The organism is Pontibacillus sp. HMF3514 (assembly GCF_009858175.1).
Taxonomy (GTDB): domain Bacteria; phylum Bacillota; class Bacilli; order Bacillales; family BH030062; genus Pontibacillus.
The window spans coordinates 158296-174719 of sequence record NZ_CP047393.1 but is presented as its reverse complement, the minus strand read 5'-3'; the positions used below and the strand labels follow the sequence as shown (position 1 = coordinate 174719).

The 16424-nt window shown below is 41.6% G+C and carries 26 protein-coding genes; all 26 read right to left on the bottom strand.

The window, feature by feature from the left end; genetic code table 11:
• Nucleotides 1-15: 15 nt before the first annotated feature.
• Nucleotides 16-1068: an Mrp/NBP35 family ATP-binding protein gene (locus GS400_RS00980; RefSeq protein ID WP_160098299.1), complete on the bottom strand. Its 1053-nt coding sequence runs from the start codon at nucleotides 1066-1068 to the stop codon at nucleotides 16-18.
• A gap of 97 nt (nucleotides 1069-1165) precedes the next feature.
• On the bottom strand, nucleotides 1166-1882 hold the full coding sequence (gene cwlD, locus GS400_RS00975; protein ID WP_160098297.1) for an N-acetylmuramoyl-L-alanine amidase CwlD: 717 nt from the start codon (nucleotides 1880-1882) through the stop codon (nucleotides 1166-1168).
• A 66-nt stretch (nucleotides 1883-1948) separates the two neighbouring features.
• On the bottom strand, nucleotides 1949-2392 hold the full coding sequence (locus tag GS400_RS00970; protein ID WP_160098295.1) for a DUF2521 family protein: 444 nt from the start codon (nucleotides 2390-2392) through the stop codon (nucleotides 1949-1951).
• A 935-nt stretch (nucleotides 2393-3327) separates the two neighbouring features.
• Nucleotides 3328-3720, bottom strand: coding sequence for a 30S ribosomal protein S9 (rpsI, locus tag GS400_RS00965; RefSeq protein WP_027446504.1), 393 nt, complete (start codon nucleotides 3718-3720; stop codon nucleotides 3328-3330).
• A gap of 20 nt (nucleotides 3721-3740) precedes the next feature.
• Entirely contained in the window at nucleotides 3741-4178 is a 438-nt protein-coding gene (gene rplM, locus GS400_RS00960) for a 50S ribosomal protein L13 (protein WP_027446505.1), read from the bottom strand.
• 295 nt (nucleotides 4179-4473) lie between these two features.
• On the bottom strand, nucleotides 4474-5229 hold the full coding sequence (gene truA, locus GS400_RS00955) for a tRNA pseudouridine(38-40) synthase TruA (RefSeq protein ID WP_160098293.1): 756 nt from the start codon (nucleotides 5227-5229) through the stop codon (nucleotides 4474-4476).
• 13 nt (nucleotides 5230-5242) lie between these two features.
• Nucleotides 5243-6040 carry an energy-coupling factor transporter transmembrane component T family protein gene (locus GS400_RS00950; protein ID WP_160104480.1) on the bottom strand — a complete coding sequence of 266 codons (798 nt, stop codon included), beginning with the start codon at nucleotides 6038-6040 and terminating at the stop codon, nucleotides 5243-5245.
• Complete coding sequence (locus GS400_RS00945; RefSeq protein ID WP_160098291.1) at nucleotides 6033-6905, bottom strand: energy-coupling factor ABC transporter ATP-binding protein; 873 nt, start codon at nucleotides 6903-6905, stop codon at nucleotides 6033-6035. The genes GS400_RS00950 and GS400_RS00945 overlap by 8 nt, the downstream gene beginning before the upstream one ends.
• Complete coding sequence (locus tag GS400_RS00940) at nucleotides 6881-7720, bottom strand: energy-coupling factor ABC transporter ATP-binding protein (protein ID WP_160098289.1); 840 nt, start codon at nucleotides 7718-7720, stop codon at nucleotides 6881-6883. The genes GS400_RS00945 and GS400_RS00940 overlap by 25 nt, the downstream gene beginning before the upstream one ends.
• Before the next feature lie 145 nt (nucleotides 7721-7865).
• Nucleotides 7866-8225 (bottom strand): 50S ribosomal protein L17, encoded by a 360-nt coding sequence (gene rplQ / locus GS400_RS00935; protein ID WP_027446510.1) that lies wholly within the window; start codon nucleotides 8223-8225, stop codon nucleotides 7866-7868.
• Between the two features lie 49 nt (nucleotides 8226-8274).
• Nucleotides 8275-9219: a DNA-directed RNA polymerase subunit alpha gene (locus GS400_RS00930; RefSeq protein WP_160098287.1), complete on the bottom strand. Its 945-nt coding sequence runs from the start codon at nucleotides 9217-9219 to the stop codon at nucleotides 8275-8277.
• A gap of 180 nt (nucleotides 9220-9399) precedes the next feature.
• On the bottom strand, nucleotides 9400-9789 hold the full coding sequence (gene rpsK / locus GS400_RS00925; protein WP_027446512.1) for a 30S ribosomal protein S11: 390 nt from the start codon (nucleotides 9787-9789) through the stop codon (nucleotides 9400-9402).
• A gap of 23 nt (nucleotides 9790-9812) precedes the next feature.
• Nucleotides 9813-10178, bottom strand: a complete 366-nt coding sequence (gene rpsM / locus GS400_RS00920; protein WP_027446513.1) for a 30S ribosomal protein S13 — start codon at nucleotides 10176-10178, stop codon at nucleotides 9813-9815.
• Nucleotides 10179-10201: 23 nt separating this feature from the next.
• Nucleotides 10202-10315 carry a 50S ribosomal protein L36 gene (rpmJ, locus tag GS400_RS00915; protein ID WP_003720928.1) on the bottom strand — a complete coding sequence of 38 codons (114 nt, stop codon included), beginning with the start codon at nucleotides 10313-10315 and terminating at the stop codon, nucleotides 10202-10204.
• 30 nt (nucleotides 10316-10345) lie between these two features.
• A complete protein-coding gene (infA, locus tag GS400_RS00910) occupies nucleotides 10346-10564 on the bottom strand; it encodes a translation initiation factor IF-1 (RefSeq protein WP_027446514.1) in 219 nt (72 codons plus the stop codon).
• Complete coding sequence (locus GS400_RS00905; RefSeq protein WP_160098285.1) at nucleotides 10542-10877, bottom strand: KOW domain-containing RNA-binding protein; 336 nt, start codon at nucleotides 10875-10877, stop codon at nucleotides 10542-10544. The genes infA and GS400_RS00905 overlap by 23 nt, the downstream gene beginning before the upstream one ends.
• Nucleotides 10878-10893: 16 nt before the next feature.
• Nucleotides 10894-11640 carry a type I methionyl aminopeptidase gene (map, locus tag GS400_RS00900; RefSeq protein WP_160098283.1) on the bottom strand — a complete coding sequence of 249 codons (747 nt, stop codon included), beginning with the start codon at nucleotides 11638-11640 and terminating at the stop codon, nucleotides 10894-10896.
• A complete protein-coding gene (locus GS400_RS00895) occupies nucleotides 11640-12290 on the bottom strand; it encodes an adenylate kinase (protein ID WP_160098281.1) in 651 nt (216 codons plus the stop codon). Before GS400_RS00895 ends, map begins: the two co-directional genes overlap by 1 nt.
• 49 nt (nucleotides 12291-12339) lie before the next feature.
• Nucleotides 12340-13632, bottom strand: coding sequence for a preprotein translocase subunit SecY (gene secY, locus GS400_RS00890; RefSeq protein WP_160098279.1), 1293 nt, complete (start codon nucleotides 13630-13632; stop codon nucleotides 12340-12342).
• Entirely contained in the window at nucleotides 13632-14072 is a 441-nt protein-coding gene (gene rplO / locus GS400_RS00885; protein ID WP_027446519.1) for a 50S ribosomal protein L15, read from the bottom strand. Before rplO ends, secY begins: the two co-directional genes overlap by 1 nt.
• 31 nt (nucleotides 14073-14103) lie before the next feature.
• Entirely contained in the window at nucleotides 14104-14286 is a 183-nt protein-coding gene (gene rpmD / locus GS400_RS00880) for a 50S ribosomal protein L30 (protein ID WP_160098277.1), read from the bottom strand.
• Nucleotides 14287-14299: 13 nt separating this feature from the next.
• The gene (rpsE, locus tag GS400_RS00875) at nucleotides 14300-14806 is read right to left on the bottom strand and encodes a 30S ribosomal protein S5 (RefSeq protein WP_160098275.1); all 507 of its coding nucleotides are present in this window, start codon (nucleotides 14804-14806) and stop codon (nucleotides 14300-14302) included.
• 20 nt (nucleotides 14807-14826) lie between these two features.
• Complete coding sequence (rplR, locus tag GS400_RS00870) at nucleotides 14827-15189, bottom strand: 50S ribosomal protein L18 (protein WP_160098273.1); 363 nt, start codon at nucleotides 15187-15189, stop codon at nucleotides 14827-14829.
• A 35-nt stretch (nucleotides 15190-15224) separates the two neighbouring features.
• A complete protein-coding gene (gene rplF / locus GS400_RS00865; RefSeq protein WP_160098271.1) occupies nucleotides 15225-15761 on the bottom strand; it encodes a 50S ribosomal protein L6 in 537 nt (178 codons plus the stop codon).
• A 29-nt stretch (nucleotides 15762-15790) separates the two neighbouring features.
• A complete protein-coding gene (gene rpsH / locus GS400_RS00860; RefSeq protein WP_027446524.1) occupies nucleotides 15791-16189 on the bottom strand; it encodes a 30S ribosomal protein S8 in 399 nt (132 codons plus the stop codon).
• Nucleotides 16190-16218: 29 nt separating this feature from the next.
• On the bottom strand, nucleotides 16219-16404 hold the full coding sequence (locus tag GS400_RS00855; protein WP_027446525.1) for a type Z 30S ribosomal protein S14: 186 nt from the start codon (nucleotides 16402-16404) through the stop codon (nucleotides 16219-16221).
• Nucleotides 16405-16424: the final 20 nt, after the last annotated feature.

The window sequence follows — 16424 nt, the reverse complement described above, 5'->3', positions numbered from 1 at the left end:
TTTTTTTATTACATGTTATTCCATTTTATTAATCATTTTGTTTGCAACGGATAAGAAGATCTTACCGGTTGGATGATCCGCTTGATATACGCCTGGGGCAAATACGTCTTCCTCTTCATAAGGCTGTTGAAGAGGTAATCTGCCAAGTATATCAGTCTGAAGCTGTTCAGCGAGCTTGTCCCCGCCTCCTTGACCAAATACATATTCTTTTTGTCCGGTTAACTTACTTTCAAAGTATGACATGTTTTCAATAATACCTAGAATTTCATGCTCGGTTTTAATGGCCATTTGACCTGCACGAGCTGCTACAAATGCAGCTGTCGGGTGTGGTGTTGTAACGATAACTTCTTTACAAGATGGCAGCATGGAATGTAGATCTAATGCTACGTCTCCTGTTCCAGGTGGTAAATCTAGAAGAAGATAATCTAATTCTCCCCATTCAACTTCTTTAAAGAAACTTGTCAGCATTTTTCCTAGCATAGGTCCACGCCATATAATTGGAGAATTATCCTCCACAAAGAAGCCCATAGAAATAACTTTAACACCGAATCGCTCTACGGGTATGATATGTTCTCCACGTACTACAGGACGTTCTTCGATCCCCATCATATCTGGAACACTAAAACCGTAAATGTCTGCGTCAATAATACCGACTTTTTTCCCTAAACGAGCAAGAGAGGTTGCTAAATTTACGGTTACTGTTGATTTACCAACTCCCCCTTTACCACTAGCTACAGCAATAAATGTAGTTTCTCCACTGTCTAACAAGGATCCACCTTCTGATTGTACAGATGTATTAGCATATTGCTGAATAACCTCATCAGGCAATTGTTCAAAACGCAGACCAACAGTTGCTGCTCCTGCCCCTTTTAAAACGTTTACAATTTCTTGTTGTAATTGCATTTGCTCAGCTGTATTAGGTTGCGCAATTGCTATTTTCACGCTGACATGATTTTTTTCTTCTTTAATTGTGATTTCACCAATACCGCCTGTTTCTTCAAGTGTTCTATGTAAATGTGGGTCTTCAATCTTATGAAGCAAGTCCACAACTTGTTCTTTTGTTACCATGTGTGCCACCAACCTTTACTGAAATAGTCTAGTAGTTAGTATAACATATATATTGGCAACACCATGAAACACAAGGTTTGATTTCTAAATCTAATTACTAACCTTCAGGAACTTCTTCCTCAGTCACGTACCTTAAGATCCCCTCATAGATTGAAGCAGCAACTTTCTTCTGATAAGGATCTGTTTTAAGAAGATCGCGTTCATGGACATTTGATAAGAAGCCAATTTCCACAAGCGCACCTGGTGGTTCTGTTTGTTTTAAAAGGTACATATTATTCTTGGCTAGAGCATTACGCGTCGTATTTTCTAAGTTTCGCTTTATTTCTGATTGGATAAACTTCGCAAGCCTTTCACTCTCTGGTGAGGTTGGGTTATAAAAGGATTGTGCACCATGCCATTTGGTTGAAGGAATGGCATTTAAATGAACACTTACAAAGAAATCAGCTTCTTTATCATCAATCAGTTGTACGCGTCTACGAATATCCTGAGACTTTCGTTTAGATAAGCTTTTGATATCTTTATCTGCCAAATCAACATCTTTTTCACGTGTTAAATAGACAAGTGCACCCGCTTGCTGCAAGTAGTCACGTAAATGCTTGGACACCTGTAAGGCAATATCTTTTTCTAATGTATCGTCCGCACCGACGGCACCACCATCTACTCCACCGTGTCCAGGATCAATTACAATGATTTGTCCGGCAAGGGGAAGGGACCAAGTTTGCCATGAGTCCTTTGTTTCAATCGGGTACCGGATCAGTACAATTAATACCAAAAGTCCTAAGATCCAGCTTGCAATTTTAAGCGTTTTTCCCATTCTTGTCTCCTCCTAATTGTAGCTACAGTCCAATATATGGGACAAGAATGGGAATTATGATAATCATTAATGGAGCTTTAATCGCCTTCTTCTTTCACCACGCTCCAAGCCTGCCATCCACCACCGTTTAAAAAATTTCTCACAAATGGTGCCTGCTCGTTGAATTAACCAAGAGTGTGATTCTGTTGCATGATGCCAATAATCCAGATAATCCGCAAAGTCTGCGGAGATTGTATTAAGTTCAACTTCATAACGGCTTATGACATCCTCTTTTTGTTCACCGGATAAAATAAATTGACTAGCTTCAGCTCCAAGTAAATAAGCTTCCATAGCTTGCTCAATGGCTTCTTCTTGAATGGCGGATTCAAATACAGTATATGAATGAAAAAGTTTCTGAAAGGATTGGGAGACATCCTGTTGCACTTCTTGTAATGTAAGTTCGCGTAGTAAACTACGTTCAAATTGAATTTGTTTGTTTAATCGTAATCGTTCTATTGGTACGACGGACATACCGAATCACCTCCATAATGGTATTAGTTTATTCGGTATGCACAGGAACGATTCGAGGTCACGGCAGTTACCTGATATGGAAAAAAGATGATGCACCTGCTTCCTTGATGGTCACAAGTTGATTGGTTTGAGAAGGGATATAGGGATGATGTATGTATGACAGCTAGTTTTTGACGGGCTTTCCATAGCGTACTTAATATACACTGTTGTTTTTACTTGAAGTTAAGTTATTCAGTAAAATGGCAGTTATGTGGAATAAGCATCTTAGTGAGAGGGTGGGTCCGTTACGGTAAAAAGAGGAAGGGGTCAGTGAAACGGTTCGCGTCCTGTGGACTCACGGTCGAGCCTCCTCGTTCGTTCCACTCTCTGCGGGGTCTCGCCCGATCGTAATACCACTGGAGTCTCACCGTTTCCTTCCCCCCTATTGAAGTGGAGGTTAACGGACCCAACTCGAATAAGTGGACTTCTCAAGCGCCATAAAAGTAGTAAATAGGTCTTATAAACACCTTGAACATGCTTAATATCAAGGTTTGAGTCACTATATATATAAATATTGTTTAATACAATACATCATTAGCTCCTCTTTTCAGGCTGGGGTTCCGTTCATCACCATTCTGCTAAGGTGGGCTGGGAAACGGGCTGACTCCTCCGGAATAACGGGCGAGCGAGACCCCGCAGGGAACGTAGTGAGTGAGGAGGCTCGATCGTTCGTCCGGGGAAAGCAGCCCGTTTCCCAGCCCGCCGCACTCCATTAAAGCAACGGAACCATACGCACATTATCTCGATTCCAAGTCTTCCAGATAAGGGGGCTATAATGGAATATGTTAGAGCTTCTTTTCTCTTTTATTCAAAATTAACAGTTTCCTTTAACTTACCCTAAAACACAAAAAATCCCCTGGTCAAAAGACCAAGGGATTTGTAAGCGAAAAAGAATATTAACGCTTTGAGAATTGTGGCGCACGACGTGCTTTGCGAAGACCGTACTTTTTACGTTCTTTCTCACGAGCGTCACGAGTTAGGAAACCAGCGCGCTTAAGAGAAGTGCGGTATTCAGGGTCCGCTTCTAATAGAGCACGTGCAACACCGTGACGGATAGCACCAGCTTGACCAGTGAAACCTCCGCCATCAACGTTTACAAGAACATCATAAGTTCCTTCAGTTTCTGTTAGAGCTAAAGGCTGCTTAGTGATTACACGTAGCGTTTCGTATGGGAAATAATCTTCTGCATCACGTTTATTAATAACGACACGGCCTGTGCCTGGAACTAAACGTACACGAGCTGTTGAGCTTTTACGACGTCCAGTACCGTAGTATTGTACTTGTGCCAACTCAGTCTACCTCCTTTTAATTAACCGCGAAGCTCTAGTGCTTCTGGTTTTTGTGCTTGATGTTTGTGTTCAGGTCCACGATATACGTGTAGTTTCTTGCCCATTTCACGTCCTAGGCTTCCGCTTGGTAGCATACCTTTTACTGCTTGCTCAAGCATTTGCTCAGGATAGTTATTGCGCATTTCGTATGCACGACGTTCTTTTAAACCACCTGGGTGATTTGAATGACGGTAATACATCTTGTCATTTAGTTTCTTACCAGTTAGTTCAATTTTTTCAGCGTTCACAAGGATCACGTGATCACCCGTGTCAACATGCGGTGTGTACGTTGCTTTATGCTTTCCGCGAAGGATAGATGCAACCTCGCTTGCCAAACGACCTAGTGTTTGACCTTCAGCATCGACAACATACCATTTGCGTTCAACGTTATTTTCGTTGGCCATGAAAGTTGTGCGCATGGTCGGTTCCCTCCTAATATTCATTCATTCTTTTAAACGATTATCTTATTATCAACATAATTAGTTCCGGGGCTAATCATGGTAATGAAATAAAATGCCATAGATCATATTATAATACTTACATACCTTATGTCAAGAGAATGTTACACCTGGATACGTTGTTTTTATAATTAAAAGAAGAGGCGACTGCTCAAGGGCATTCGAATAAGCAAGATATCCGTAAGTGACGAAAGGGCACTGAAGGAGAATATCGCTTATTTGCTAGCCCTAGGAGCCGTAGATAGATAGCAAGAAACTATCCCTGTTCTTTATAATCCACCTTCCACAAAAACAACCCTTGAGCAGGAGCTGTGACGCCAGCTTTTGTTCGTTCTTTGGCTTCCATGATCACCGGGATATCTTCAGGCTCACGACGTCCTCTCCCAACTTGTATCAACGTCCCAACTAAAATCCTTACCATATTGTAGAGAAATCCATCTCCACGAAAAATAAAGAGAAGCTCGTCTCCTTGTTTTTCACAGGTCGCCTCATATACTGTTCGAATACGTTCACCACGCACTTTCGTTTTAGTTGAACTAAAAGAAGTGAAATCATGAGTACCTTCAATATACTTGCACGCTTCTTTTACTTTATCGATATCTAGATCATAGGGGACATGATAGGTAACATTACGTCTAAAGACATCTTTATCCTTTGTGTTAAGCACACGGTATCGATATTCTTTTTGAGAAGTATCATATCTAGCATGAAAATCCATTGAAACCTTATGCACTTCTACAATTTGGATATCAGACGGTAAAAGGGTTTGTAATCCTTTCTTCCAATTGTACTCAGGAATATACAAATCTGAATCAAAGTGAAAGACCTGACCATATGCATGGACCCCAGCATCAGTTCGGCCCGAAGCAATAATCTTCATTGGCTTACCTTTATGCATTTTCGTTAAGGCTTTTTCAATTTTTTCTTGGATCGTACGGTTTGAATTGGCTTGGATTTGAAAGCCCGAGTAGTTTGTGCCATCGTATTGAACAACACAGCACACACGCTCCATAAGCGTCACACCTCTACGTTCGTAAAATAAAGACACCGACTATTACAACGATAAATAAAATCAGGACAGCGATATCTTCTTTGGTTAGAGTAAGTTCCCTCAATTTTGTACGCCCTTCTCCACCTTGATAACCTCTTGCTTCCATAGCCATAGCAAGGTCCTCAGCACGTTTAAATGCGCTGACGAATAATGGCACTAGTAATGGAACAATCGCCTTCACACGCTCCTTAATTGGGCCGCTACGAAAGTCCACACCTCTTGATGCCTGTGCCTTCGAAATTTTCTCTGTTTCCTGCATAAGTGTCGGGATAAATCGTAAGGAAATCGACATCATTAAAGCAAGTTCATGAACAGGGAACTTTACCTTTTTCAAAGGGTGAAACATACTCTCAATTGCATCGGTTATCGCAATAGGTGTCGTTGTTAGAGTCAGTAATGATGTTAATAGAATTAACAGGAAGAAGCGCAAAGATATTTTAAATCCTTGTTCGATAGCTTCCTCATAAACAGGGAAGGTGAATATCTCGAAAAGAACCTCACCCTGTCTTGTAAAAAATAAATGTAGTAAAAAGGTAAATATAATTAAAAACCAGACTGGCTTTAACCCTTTTAAGATAAATGATAGCGGGATTCTCGTTATGGCGACGCTCACAAATGCGAAAAGCGTTAGCAAGCCATAGCTTCCAATAGAGTTTGCGAAAAAGACGACAATAACAAAGAAAAAGATGATCGTCATTTTCATACGTGGATCCATTCTATGAACGAGTGATTGCCCTGGAACATATTGTCCGATAATCATAGAATCATTCATCATGACTTCCCCCCTTCAGTTTGTTCTTCAATTGCTCAGCAAACTGTGATAGGGGTTGATTGGAATATTGCATGGAGATATCAAATTTCTGTTCAAATTTCGTTATAAACTCAATGATTTCTGGTACATCTAATCCAACATCATTCAATGCTTCCTTTTGGCGAAAGACTTCGAGTGGTTCACCTTCCATATAGAGTTGTCCTTGGTCCATAACCAGGACGTAATCAGCATAGGCAAGAGCATCCTCCATACTATGCGTAACCAGCACGGTGGTAAGCTGCTGGTCTCGATGAAGTTGATAGAACATGTCCATCATTTCTTGCTGTCCTCTAGGATCTAGCCCTGCAGTGGGCTCATCGAGTACAAGAACACTTGGTTCCATCGCTAAAACGCCTGCTATTGCGACTCGGCGCATCTGACCTCCACTTAAATCAAATGGAGAACGCTCTAGCATATCTGATGATAATCCTACAGAATCAATGGTACGCTCCACTCGCTCATCAATCTCGCCTTTCTCCACACCAAAATTGGTTGGTCCAAAAGCAATATCTTTATAAACGGTTTCTTCAAACAGTTGGTGTTCTGGATATTGGAAGACTACGCCTACTTGTTCACGTAACGATTTCAACTGTTTATTCTTTTCATCAGCCTGAATCTTATAATCTCCAATTTCCACATCTCCGTGGGTAGGTGCTAATAATCCGTTTAAGTGTTGCAATAACGTTGACTTTCCAGAACCAGTGTGACCAATAACGGCAACAAATGATCCTGATGGAATTGTAAATGAAAGGTCTTGCAAGGCTTTGTATTCAAAAGGGGTTTTGGGTTGATAGATATAACTTACGTTGTTAAATGATATTTGCATAATGCATCCAACATTTCTTCATGATTTATGGGCTCCATTTCTAAATCCAATCCCATACCCTTTAATTCATGTGCGAGCTTTGTGACAAATGGAGCATCAAGCCCAATGTCTTTTAGCTCTGCTTGCTTAGCAAAGATTTCACGTGGTTTCCCCTCATGCCATACCTCACCTTTATTCATTACAATAACCCGATCCGCCATAGCGACCTCATTCAAATCATGTGTGATTGTGATAATGGAAACGTCACGTTCACTACGTAGATGATTGACCGTATTCATAATCTCCCGTCTACCTTTTGGATCAAGCATGGCTGTCGCTTCATCGAATATGATAAGTTCAGGTGACACAGCCAATACACTAGCAATGGCAACCCTTTGTTTCTGTCCTCCTGATAATCGATGCGGTTCTTGATCTTCATATGAAGACATTCCTACTGTTTCTAAACTTTGTTGAATACGTTTCACCATTTCTTCTCGTGGTACACCATGGTTTTCAAGACCGAAAGCAACATCGTCTTTTACAGTGGTTCCAACAAATTGATTATCAGGGTTTTGAAATACCATACCGACTTTCTTACGGATTTCCCAGATCGTTTCCTCAGCTAGCTCTTCTCCGTCAACGACTACACTACCTTGCTGGGGGAATAATAATCCGTTCATTAATTTAGCCATAGTTGATTTCCCGGATCCATTGTGTCCGATAATGGCCACCCATTCATTTGGTTTAACGTCTAGCGTAACGTCTTTCAAAACCCATGGGTAGTCTTCTCTATATTGGAACGATACGTTGTTAAACGTTAAAAAACTACGTTCCATTTCTCCCCCTCCTCTCCTCTACTCAACGTTATTTCCCTGGGAATATTGTCGAATATTCTACTAAGAATTTATATAAAAAGTAAATAAAAAAAGGGCTGGGATTAACCTCAAAAGAGATTCTGTCCTGCCCTTTTTCGAACTAGAATTATACAAGTTCAATAATCGCTGTTTTCGCACCGTCACCTTTACGAGGACCAACTTTAAGGATACGAGTGTAACCACCTTGACGGTCTTCATAACGCGTAGCGATGTCTGAGAATAGCTTTTGAAGAGCGGTTTCTTCGCTATCTTCATCTGCTTGCGCTTTGTATAGGAATGATTCAGCTTGGCGACGAGCGTGAAGATCTCCGCGCTTACCAAGTGTAATCATTTTTTCAACAACAGAACGAAGCTCTTTTGCTTTTGCTTCAGTTGTTTCAATACGCTCATGAATAATAAGGTCTGTTGCTAAATTACGTAGTAATGCCATACGTACGTCAGTTGTACGACCTAACTTTCTAGCCATATCAGTTCCCTCCTTTGCTGAGAAACTCTTCTATCAAACGACTCTATCGTTAGTCGTCTTTACGTAAGCCTAAGCCAAGATCGTTGAGCTTGTGCTTAACTTCCTCAAAGGATTTGCGGCCAAGGTTACGAACTTTCATCATGTCTTCTTCAGACTTCTGAGCAAGTTCTTGAACCGTGTTGATACCAGCACGCTTGAGGCAGTTGTAAGAACGAACAGATAGGTCAAGTTCTTCGATCGTCATTTCTAGGACTTTTTCTTTTTGGTCTTCTTCTTTCTCAACCATGATTTCAGCATTTTGTGCTTCATCAGTAAGTCCAACGAAAATGTTTAAGTGTTCCATATAGATTTTAGCACCTAATGAAACGGCTTCTTCTGGTCGAATGCTTCCGTCAGTCCATACGTCTAACGTTAGCTTATCAAAATTTGTCACCTGGCCTACGCGAGTGTTCTCCACTTGGTAGGTTACACGTGAAATTGGTGTGAAGATGGAGTCAACTGGGATGACGCCAATTGGTTGTTCATCGTGTTTGTTTGCTTCTGCTGGACGATATCCTCGACCTTTCTCTGCCGTAATTTTCATACGTAGAGTAGCATTCGATTGTAACGTCGCAATGTGGATCTCAGGGTTTAAAATCTCGACATCACTGTCATGCGTAATATCTGCAGCCGTAACAGTTCCTTCTCCCTGTACATCAACTTCTAGAGTTTTAGACTCTTCGGAATAAATCTTCAGAGCTAACTTCTTTAAATTCAAAATGATGGTTGTTACATCTTCCACCACGCCATCGATCGTGGAGAATTCGTGTAGAGCTCCATCCATTTGCACGGAAGTTACAGCAGCGCCAGGAAGTGAGGATAGTAGGATACGACGCAAGGAGTTCCCAAGTGTTGTACCATACCCACGTTCAAGCGGTTCGACGACCAACTTTCCAAATGTTGCATCATCGCTGATCTCAACCGTTTCAATTTTTGGCTTTTCAATTTCGATCATTAATAAACCCTCCTTCAAAACGTCGAAACCCCGGTTAGACTAGTGTCTAACCGAAATTCCTCAGGTAGGCAGTCCCCGTTCATGCATATTCGACTATACATAATAAATTTGTGTTTATGCGATGCTGTTTTAGCTATCATAACCCATTATAGACAGGGTGACAAATTCTATACAGGTAAATTACACACGACGACGTTTTGGTGGGCGGCAACCATTGTGAGGTACTGGTGTAACATCGACAATGGCCGTTACTTCAAGGCCTGCAGCCTGAAGTGCACGGATAGCAGCTTCACGTCCAGCACCTGGTCCTTTTACAGTTACTTCAAGAGATCTCATACCGTGCTCCATTGAGTCTTTTGCAGCAGCTTCTGCACACATTTGAGCTGCGAATGGAGTTGATTTACGAGAACCTTTGAAGCCTAGCGCACCAGCACTACTCCAGCTAATAGCGTTACCTTGGGAGTCCGTGATCGTTACGATTGTGTTGTTAAACGTTGAACGAATATGCGCAACTCCCGTGTCTATATTCTTTTTCACACGACGCTTACGAGTGTTTGTTTTACGTGCCATAGGATTCGCTTACCTCCTTTACTTTACTTTTTCTTGTTAGCGATTGTACGACGAGGTCCTTTACGCGTACGAGAGTTGTTCTTCGTTTTTTGACCGCGAAGTGGAAGGCCACGACGGTGACGAACTCCACGATAAGAACCAATTTCGATTAAACGTTTGATGTCTAGAGAGTTTTCACGACGAAGGTCACCTTCTACAGTGAAGTTCTCTAATTCTTTACGGATCTTAGCTAATTCGTCCTCAGTAAGATCGCGAACGCGTGTGTTCTCATCTACACCAGCACCAGCTAAAACCTGTTGAGCTGTTGTATGACCAACACCGTATACATAGGTTAATGAGATAACTACACGTTTGTCACGTGGAATATCAATACCAGCAATACGTGCCATTCAGCAGTGCACCTCCTTCAGAATTATCCTTGTTTTTGTTTATGCTTAGGGTTTTCGCAAATTACCATGACTTTGCCTTTACGACGGATAACTTTGCATTTTTCGCACATTGGTTTTACAGATGGTCTTACCTTCATCATCCATACCTCCTTTTGTATCGGAGCATTCTATTTATAGCGGTACGTAATACGTCCTCTACTTAAATCATAAGGAGAAAGTTCAACCGTTACTTTATCTCCAGGTAAAATACGAATGAAGTGCATACGAATTTTACCGGAAACATGAGCTAGAACGGTATGACCGTTCTCTAACTCCACTTTAAACATTGCATTTGGCAATGTGTCAACAACGGTACCTTCTACTTCAATTACATCTTCTTTCGCCATCGAGTTGATCTCCCTTCTCTAAAGCAGTCACTTCTTCATTCACAAATTTTGATAAGGCAAAGCGTAGTTTGCCATTCGTTACGCGACCAGTTTCTAGAAGGCTATTTTGGACTTCTGGAGAGACGAAGTCTGAGAATTCAATGTGATGAACGTTCTTTTTCTTTGGACGATCATACTTTCGTTTCTCCCCGTCTGCAAGCAGCACAAAACGATCATCAACGACCCCGATGATAATCATATACTGTTCTGCTTCACGTCCTTGCAAGACACGAACAACTTGACCTATTCGTGGACTCGACTCTGCTTCGTTCAACAACGATCACCTTCACTTAGGCTTTAGTTAAAATCTCAAAACCTTCTTCTGTTATAGCAATAGTATGCTCGAAGTGGGCACACATTTTGCCATCTTCCGTTACAACCGTCCAATTGTCAGCAAGTGTACGAACATATCGCTCACCTGCATTAACCATTGGTTCTACGGCTAAAACCATTCCAGGTTTCAAACGTGGTCCTTTATTGGGTGGTCCAAAGTGAGGGATTTGAGGATCTTCGTGAAGTTCCTGCCCTACTCCATGACCTACATATTCTCGAACAATCGAGAATCCTTTTGGTTCCACAAATGACTGAATCGCATGAGATATATTTGAAAGGCGTTCGCCTGGTTTTGCCTCATTTAAACCTTTGAATAAGGATTCTTCAGTTACATCAAGCAACTCCTGGGCCGCCTCATCAATCTCGCCTACTGGATACGTCCATGCGGAATCTCCATGATAGCCTTTATATTTAGCGCCAATATCGATTGAAATAATGTCGCCTTCATTAAGTTTGCGTTCACCTGGGATTCCATGTACCAGCTCTTCATTGACTGAGACACAAATACTACCACGGAACCCATTATAACCTTTAAAAGAAGGAATTGCATCCATACTATGAATGAAGTTTTCTGCCACTTCATCCAACTCCTTGGTCGTAATGCCAGGTTGTATATGCTTTTTCAATTCCTGGTGCGTAAGACCGACGATTTTACCGGCATGACGCATGATTTCAATTTCGCGTGGTGTTTTGGTAATAATCATTAAGCTAAGCCTCCGAGCTTTTCATCGATATCATGGAAAACTTGATCAATGTCTTGATCTCCGTTAATGGTAACAAGATAACCTTTATCTTCATAGAAGTTTAAAAGTGGTTTTGTGTTTTCTAAGTTGACTTCCAAGCGCTTGCGTACAGTCTCTGGCTTGTCATCATCACGTTGAATGAGTTCAGAGCCATCACGATCACATTTCCCTTCAACTTGTGGAGGGTTATATTTTACATGATAGGTTGCGCCACATGTTGGACATATACGACGTCCCGTTAAACGCTCAACAAGTTGTTCGGTATCAACATCGATATGAATTACATAATCTAGCGTTGTACCTAAGTCTAATAACAGACTTTCCAGAGCTTCAGCTTGTGCAACCGTTCTTGGGAATCCATCAAGCAAAAAACCTTTTTTGCAATCATCTTTGCCAAGGCGCTCGCGAACTATACCTATGGTTACTTCATCAGGTACAAGCTCACCTTTATCCATGTAGGATTTCGCCTCTTTACCAAGTTGTGTTCCTTCTTTGATCGCAGAACGGAACATATCTCCTGTTGAGATATGAGGGATTTGATATTTATCAACGATCTGTTCCGCCTGAGTACCTTTTCCAGCACCCGGAGGACCCATTAAGATTAAGTTCAAAATGCTCCCCTCGCTCTCATTGGTAGGTTGCTATTATAAGAACAAACCTTTATTTAATGAAGCCTTTATAGTGACGCTTCACTAACTGGCTTTCTAATTGTTTCATCGTTTCTAGTGCAACACCAACTACGATGAGTAGACTCGTTCCTCCGATACGAACACTTTGTGGGATATCAGCTAGAGAGCCTAAAATGATCGGTAAAGCAGCAATGAGTGCTAAGAAGATCGCCCCAACAAATGTTAGTCGGTATAGAACACGAGTTAAATACGTTTCCGTGTTTTTACCTGGACGGATACCAGGAATATATCCACCTTGTTTTTTCAAGTTCTCGGCCATTTGTTCCGGGTTAACTTGAACGAAGGTGTAGAAATACGTGAATGCAATGATTAATGCAACATAGATAATCATACCAGGCCAGTTTTCATAGTTGAAAATGTACTGGACTGTATCAGCGATTTTACTACCTTCAAAGAATCCCGCCACTGTACGTGGTGCAATGATGAAGGAAATCGCGAAGATTACAGGAATAACTCCTGCCGCATTTACTTTAATCGGTAAGTGCGTTGAATGTCCACCAACTGGTGTACGGTTAACCAATCGCTTAGCATACTGGATTGGAATCTTACGCAACGCCTGTTGAATGAAGATTACACCAACTACGATTAAAACAGTAGCTAAAGCAATCAATGCAATAATTACGAGATTTATAAATAATTGTTCGCCAGCTCCATTAATATACTTCTCATAGAGTTGGTTAACTGCTGTTGGAATACCAGCAACAATACCTGCAAAGATCAGGATTGAAATACCGTTACCAACACCATGTGCTGTGATTTGCTCACCTAGCCACATTAAGAATGCTGTTCCACTCGTTAAAACAATTGCAATGACAGCAAATTTCATTGCGCCAGGGTTAGCAATTAGTTGCCCACCAGACATAGCGTTAAACCCGATTGACATTCCGATTGCTTGGATGAATGCAAGAGCAACTGTACCATAGCGGGTGAACTGAGCTAGTTTACGACGTCCTACTTCACCTTGCTTTTTCCACTCTGTAAACTTTGGTACAACATCCATCTGCAATAACTGCATGATGATGGACGCTGTGATGTAAGGCATGATTCCCATCGCGAAGATTGAGAATTGCTTCAATGCCCCACCACCAAAAGTATTTAAGAAGCCGAAAACATTATTTTCATTCATAAAGTTAATGGCATCTTTATCAGTGAACGGAACAGGGATAAATGTTCCGAGGCGAAAAATGACTAATGTCATAAGAGTGAAAAGGATCTTACTTCGTATATCACTCACGCGCATAAAATTGGAGATTGTCCGGAACATTAAATCACCTCTGTTTGACCGCCCGCTGCTTCAATCGCTTCTTTTGCGGAAGCAGAGAACTTTTGAGCTTTTACAGTTAGTTTCTTCTCAACGTTACCTTTTCCAAGGATCTTAACACCTGATTTAAGTTTGCTAACCACACCTGTTTCAAGTAAAAGCTCAGGAGTGACTTCTGTGCCATCTTCAAAACGATTTAACGCGTCAAGGTTAACGATGGCAAATTCTTTACGATGAATATTTGTGAATCCACGCTTCGGAAGGCGTTGGAATAGAGGCATTTGACCTCCTTCAAATCCTGGACGTACGCCGCCGCCACTACGAGCCTTCTGACCTTTGTGACCACGACCAGACGTTTTTCCATTACCTGAAGACATTCCACGACCTACACGGTTACGTTCTTTACGAGTACCTTCATTAGGCTTCAGTTCATGAAGTTTCATTGGAGCACCTCCTCTTTACGCTATTCGTCTATTAAGCTTCTTTTACCGTTACTAAGTGGGATACTTTTTCAGCCATTCCACGGATGGCAGGCGTATCGTCATGAACAACGGTTTGGCGAATTTTATTAAGACCTAAAGCCTTCACTGTTGAACGCTGATCTTGTTTTCGGCCAATTACACTGCGCGTGAGGGTAATTTCTAATTTTTTAGACATGTGATTTCCCTCCTTATCCTAACAGTTCTTCTACAGACTTTCCACGAAGCTTCGCTACATCTTCTGCACGCTTCAATTCGCTAAGTCCGTTTAGAGTCGCACGCACCATGTTAATAGGTGTGTTTGAACCTAATGATTTTGATAGGATGTCACCTACACCTGCAAGTTCAAGTACTGCACGTACAGGGCCACCTGCGATAACTCCGGTACCTTCTGTTGCTGGTTTCAATAAGATGTTACCAGCGCCGAAGCGTCCATTGATTTCATGCGGGATAGTAGTACCAACAGTTGGTACACTAATTAGATTTTTCTTCGCGTCTTCAATTGCTTTACGAATTGCTTCTGGTACTTCTTGTGCTTTACCAGTACCAAAACCAACATGACCATTTTTATCTCCAACAACAACCAATGCTGCAAAGCGGAAACGACGTCCACCTTTAACAACCTTAGCTACACGGTTGACAGTAACAACACGTTCTTCAAGATCTAATTTGTTCGGATCTACAACGTTTGTACTCATGTCTGTCCCTCCTTTTGCAATTAAAATTCTAGACCTGCTTCGCGAGCAGCGTCAGCTAATGCTTTAACACGTCCATGATATAGATAACCACCACGATCAAATACGATCGATTTGTAATCATTGTCTTGTGCACGCTTTGCAACAAGTTCGCCTACTTTTGTAGCTGCTTCAACGTTACTAGTGTTATCTAGATCGAAACCATTTTCCATGGTAGAAGCGCTAGCTACTGTAACACCATTTACATCATCAATAAGTTGAGCGTAAATGTGTTTGTTTGAACGATAAACGTTTAAACGTGGACGTTCCGGAGTACCAGCTACTTTCTTACGTACGCGTGCATGTCTTCTCTTACGTACTGCATTCTTATCAGCTTTTGTGATCATCTAGGTCACTCCTTTCTGTTCCCTACGAGCGGTTATTATTTCGCAGTCTTACCTTCTTTACGACGCACATGTTCACCTTCGTAACGAATACCTTTACCTTTGTAAGGTTCAGGTGGGCGAATGGCTCTGATATTAGCAGCAACCGCGCCAACTAGCTCTTTATCGATACCTTTAACGGTGATTTTAGCTTGAGATGGTACCTCGATGTCGATACCTTCGCGGTTTTCAACCTCAACTGGGTGAGAGTAACCAGCGTTTACGATAACTTTGTCACCTTGCTTTTGAGCGCGGTAACCTACACCTTGAATTTCAAGACTCTTTTCGAATCCTTTGGAAACTCCTTCAACCATGTTTCCGATAAGGCTTCGAGTGGTACCGTGTAATTCACGGTGTGCTTTTTTGTCAGATGGACGTTCTACCGTTAGAACGTTATCCTCAATTTTAACAGTCATATCTGAGTGGATGTTACGAGTTAATTCACCTTTAGGTCCTTTAACTGTTACAGTCTCACCGTCGATATTGATTTCAACACCTTCAGGGATTTCTAAAAGTTTCAATCCTACACGAGACATTCTTTTGCACCTCCTGTCTTTCTATTCTATTACCAGACGTAAGCTAGCACTTCGCCGCCGATAGCTTGTTGACGTGCTTCTTTGTCTGTTAGTACACCATGAGAAGTAGAAACAACAGCTACTCCTAATCCGTTCAATACGCGTGGAAGCTCATCAGCTTTCGCATAAACACGTAATCCAGGTTTAGAGATACGCTTCAAACCAGAGATTACACGCTCGTTGTTTGCACCGTACTTAAGGAAAATACGTAGGATGCCTTGTTTGTCATCCTCAACGAATTCGTAATCGCGAACAAAACCTTCGCGCTTAAGAATGTCTGCTACTTCTTTTTTAAGCTTAGAAGCAGGTACTTCTAGCTTTTCGTGACGTACCATGTTTGCATTACGAATACGAGTTAGCATATCTGCAATTGGATCTGTCATGACCATTTGTGTTTACCTCCTTCCCTATCCGGGGATTACCAGCTTGCTTTTTTGACACCAGGAATTTGACCTTTATATGCAAGTTCACGGAAACAAATGCGGCAAAGCTTGAATTTACGTAGTACTGAGTGTGGACGTCCGCAACGTTCGCAACGAGTGTACTCCTGTACTTTGAACTTTGCTGGCTTTTGTTGTTTCACGATCATTGATTTTTTAGCCACTATTTTCCCTCCTTTTAAAG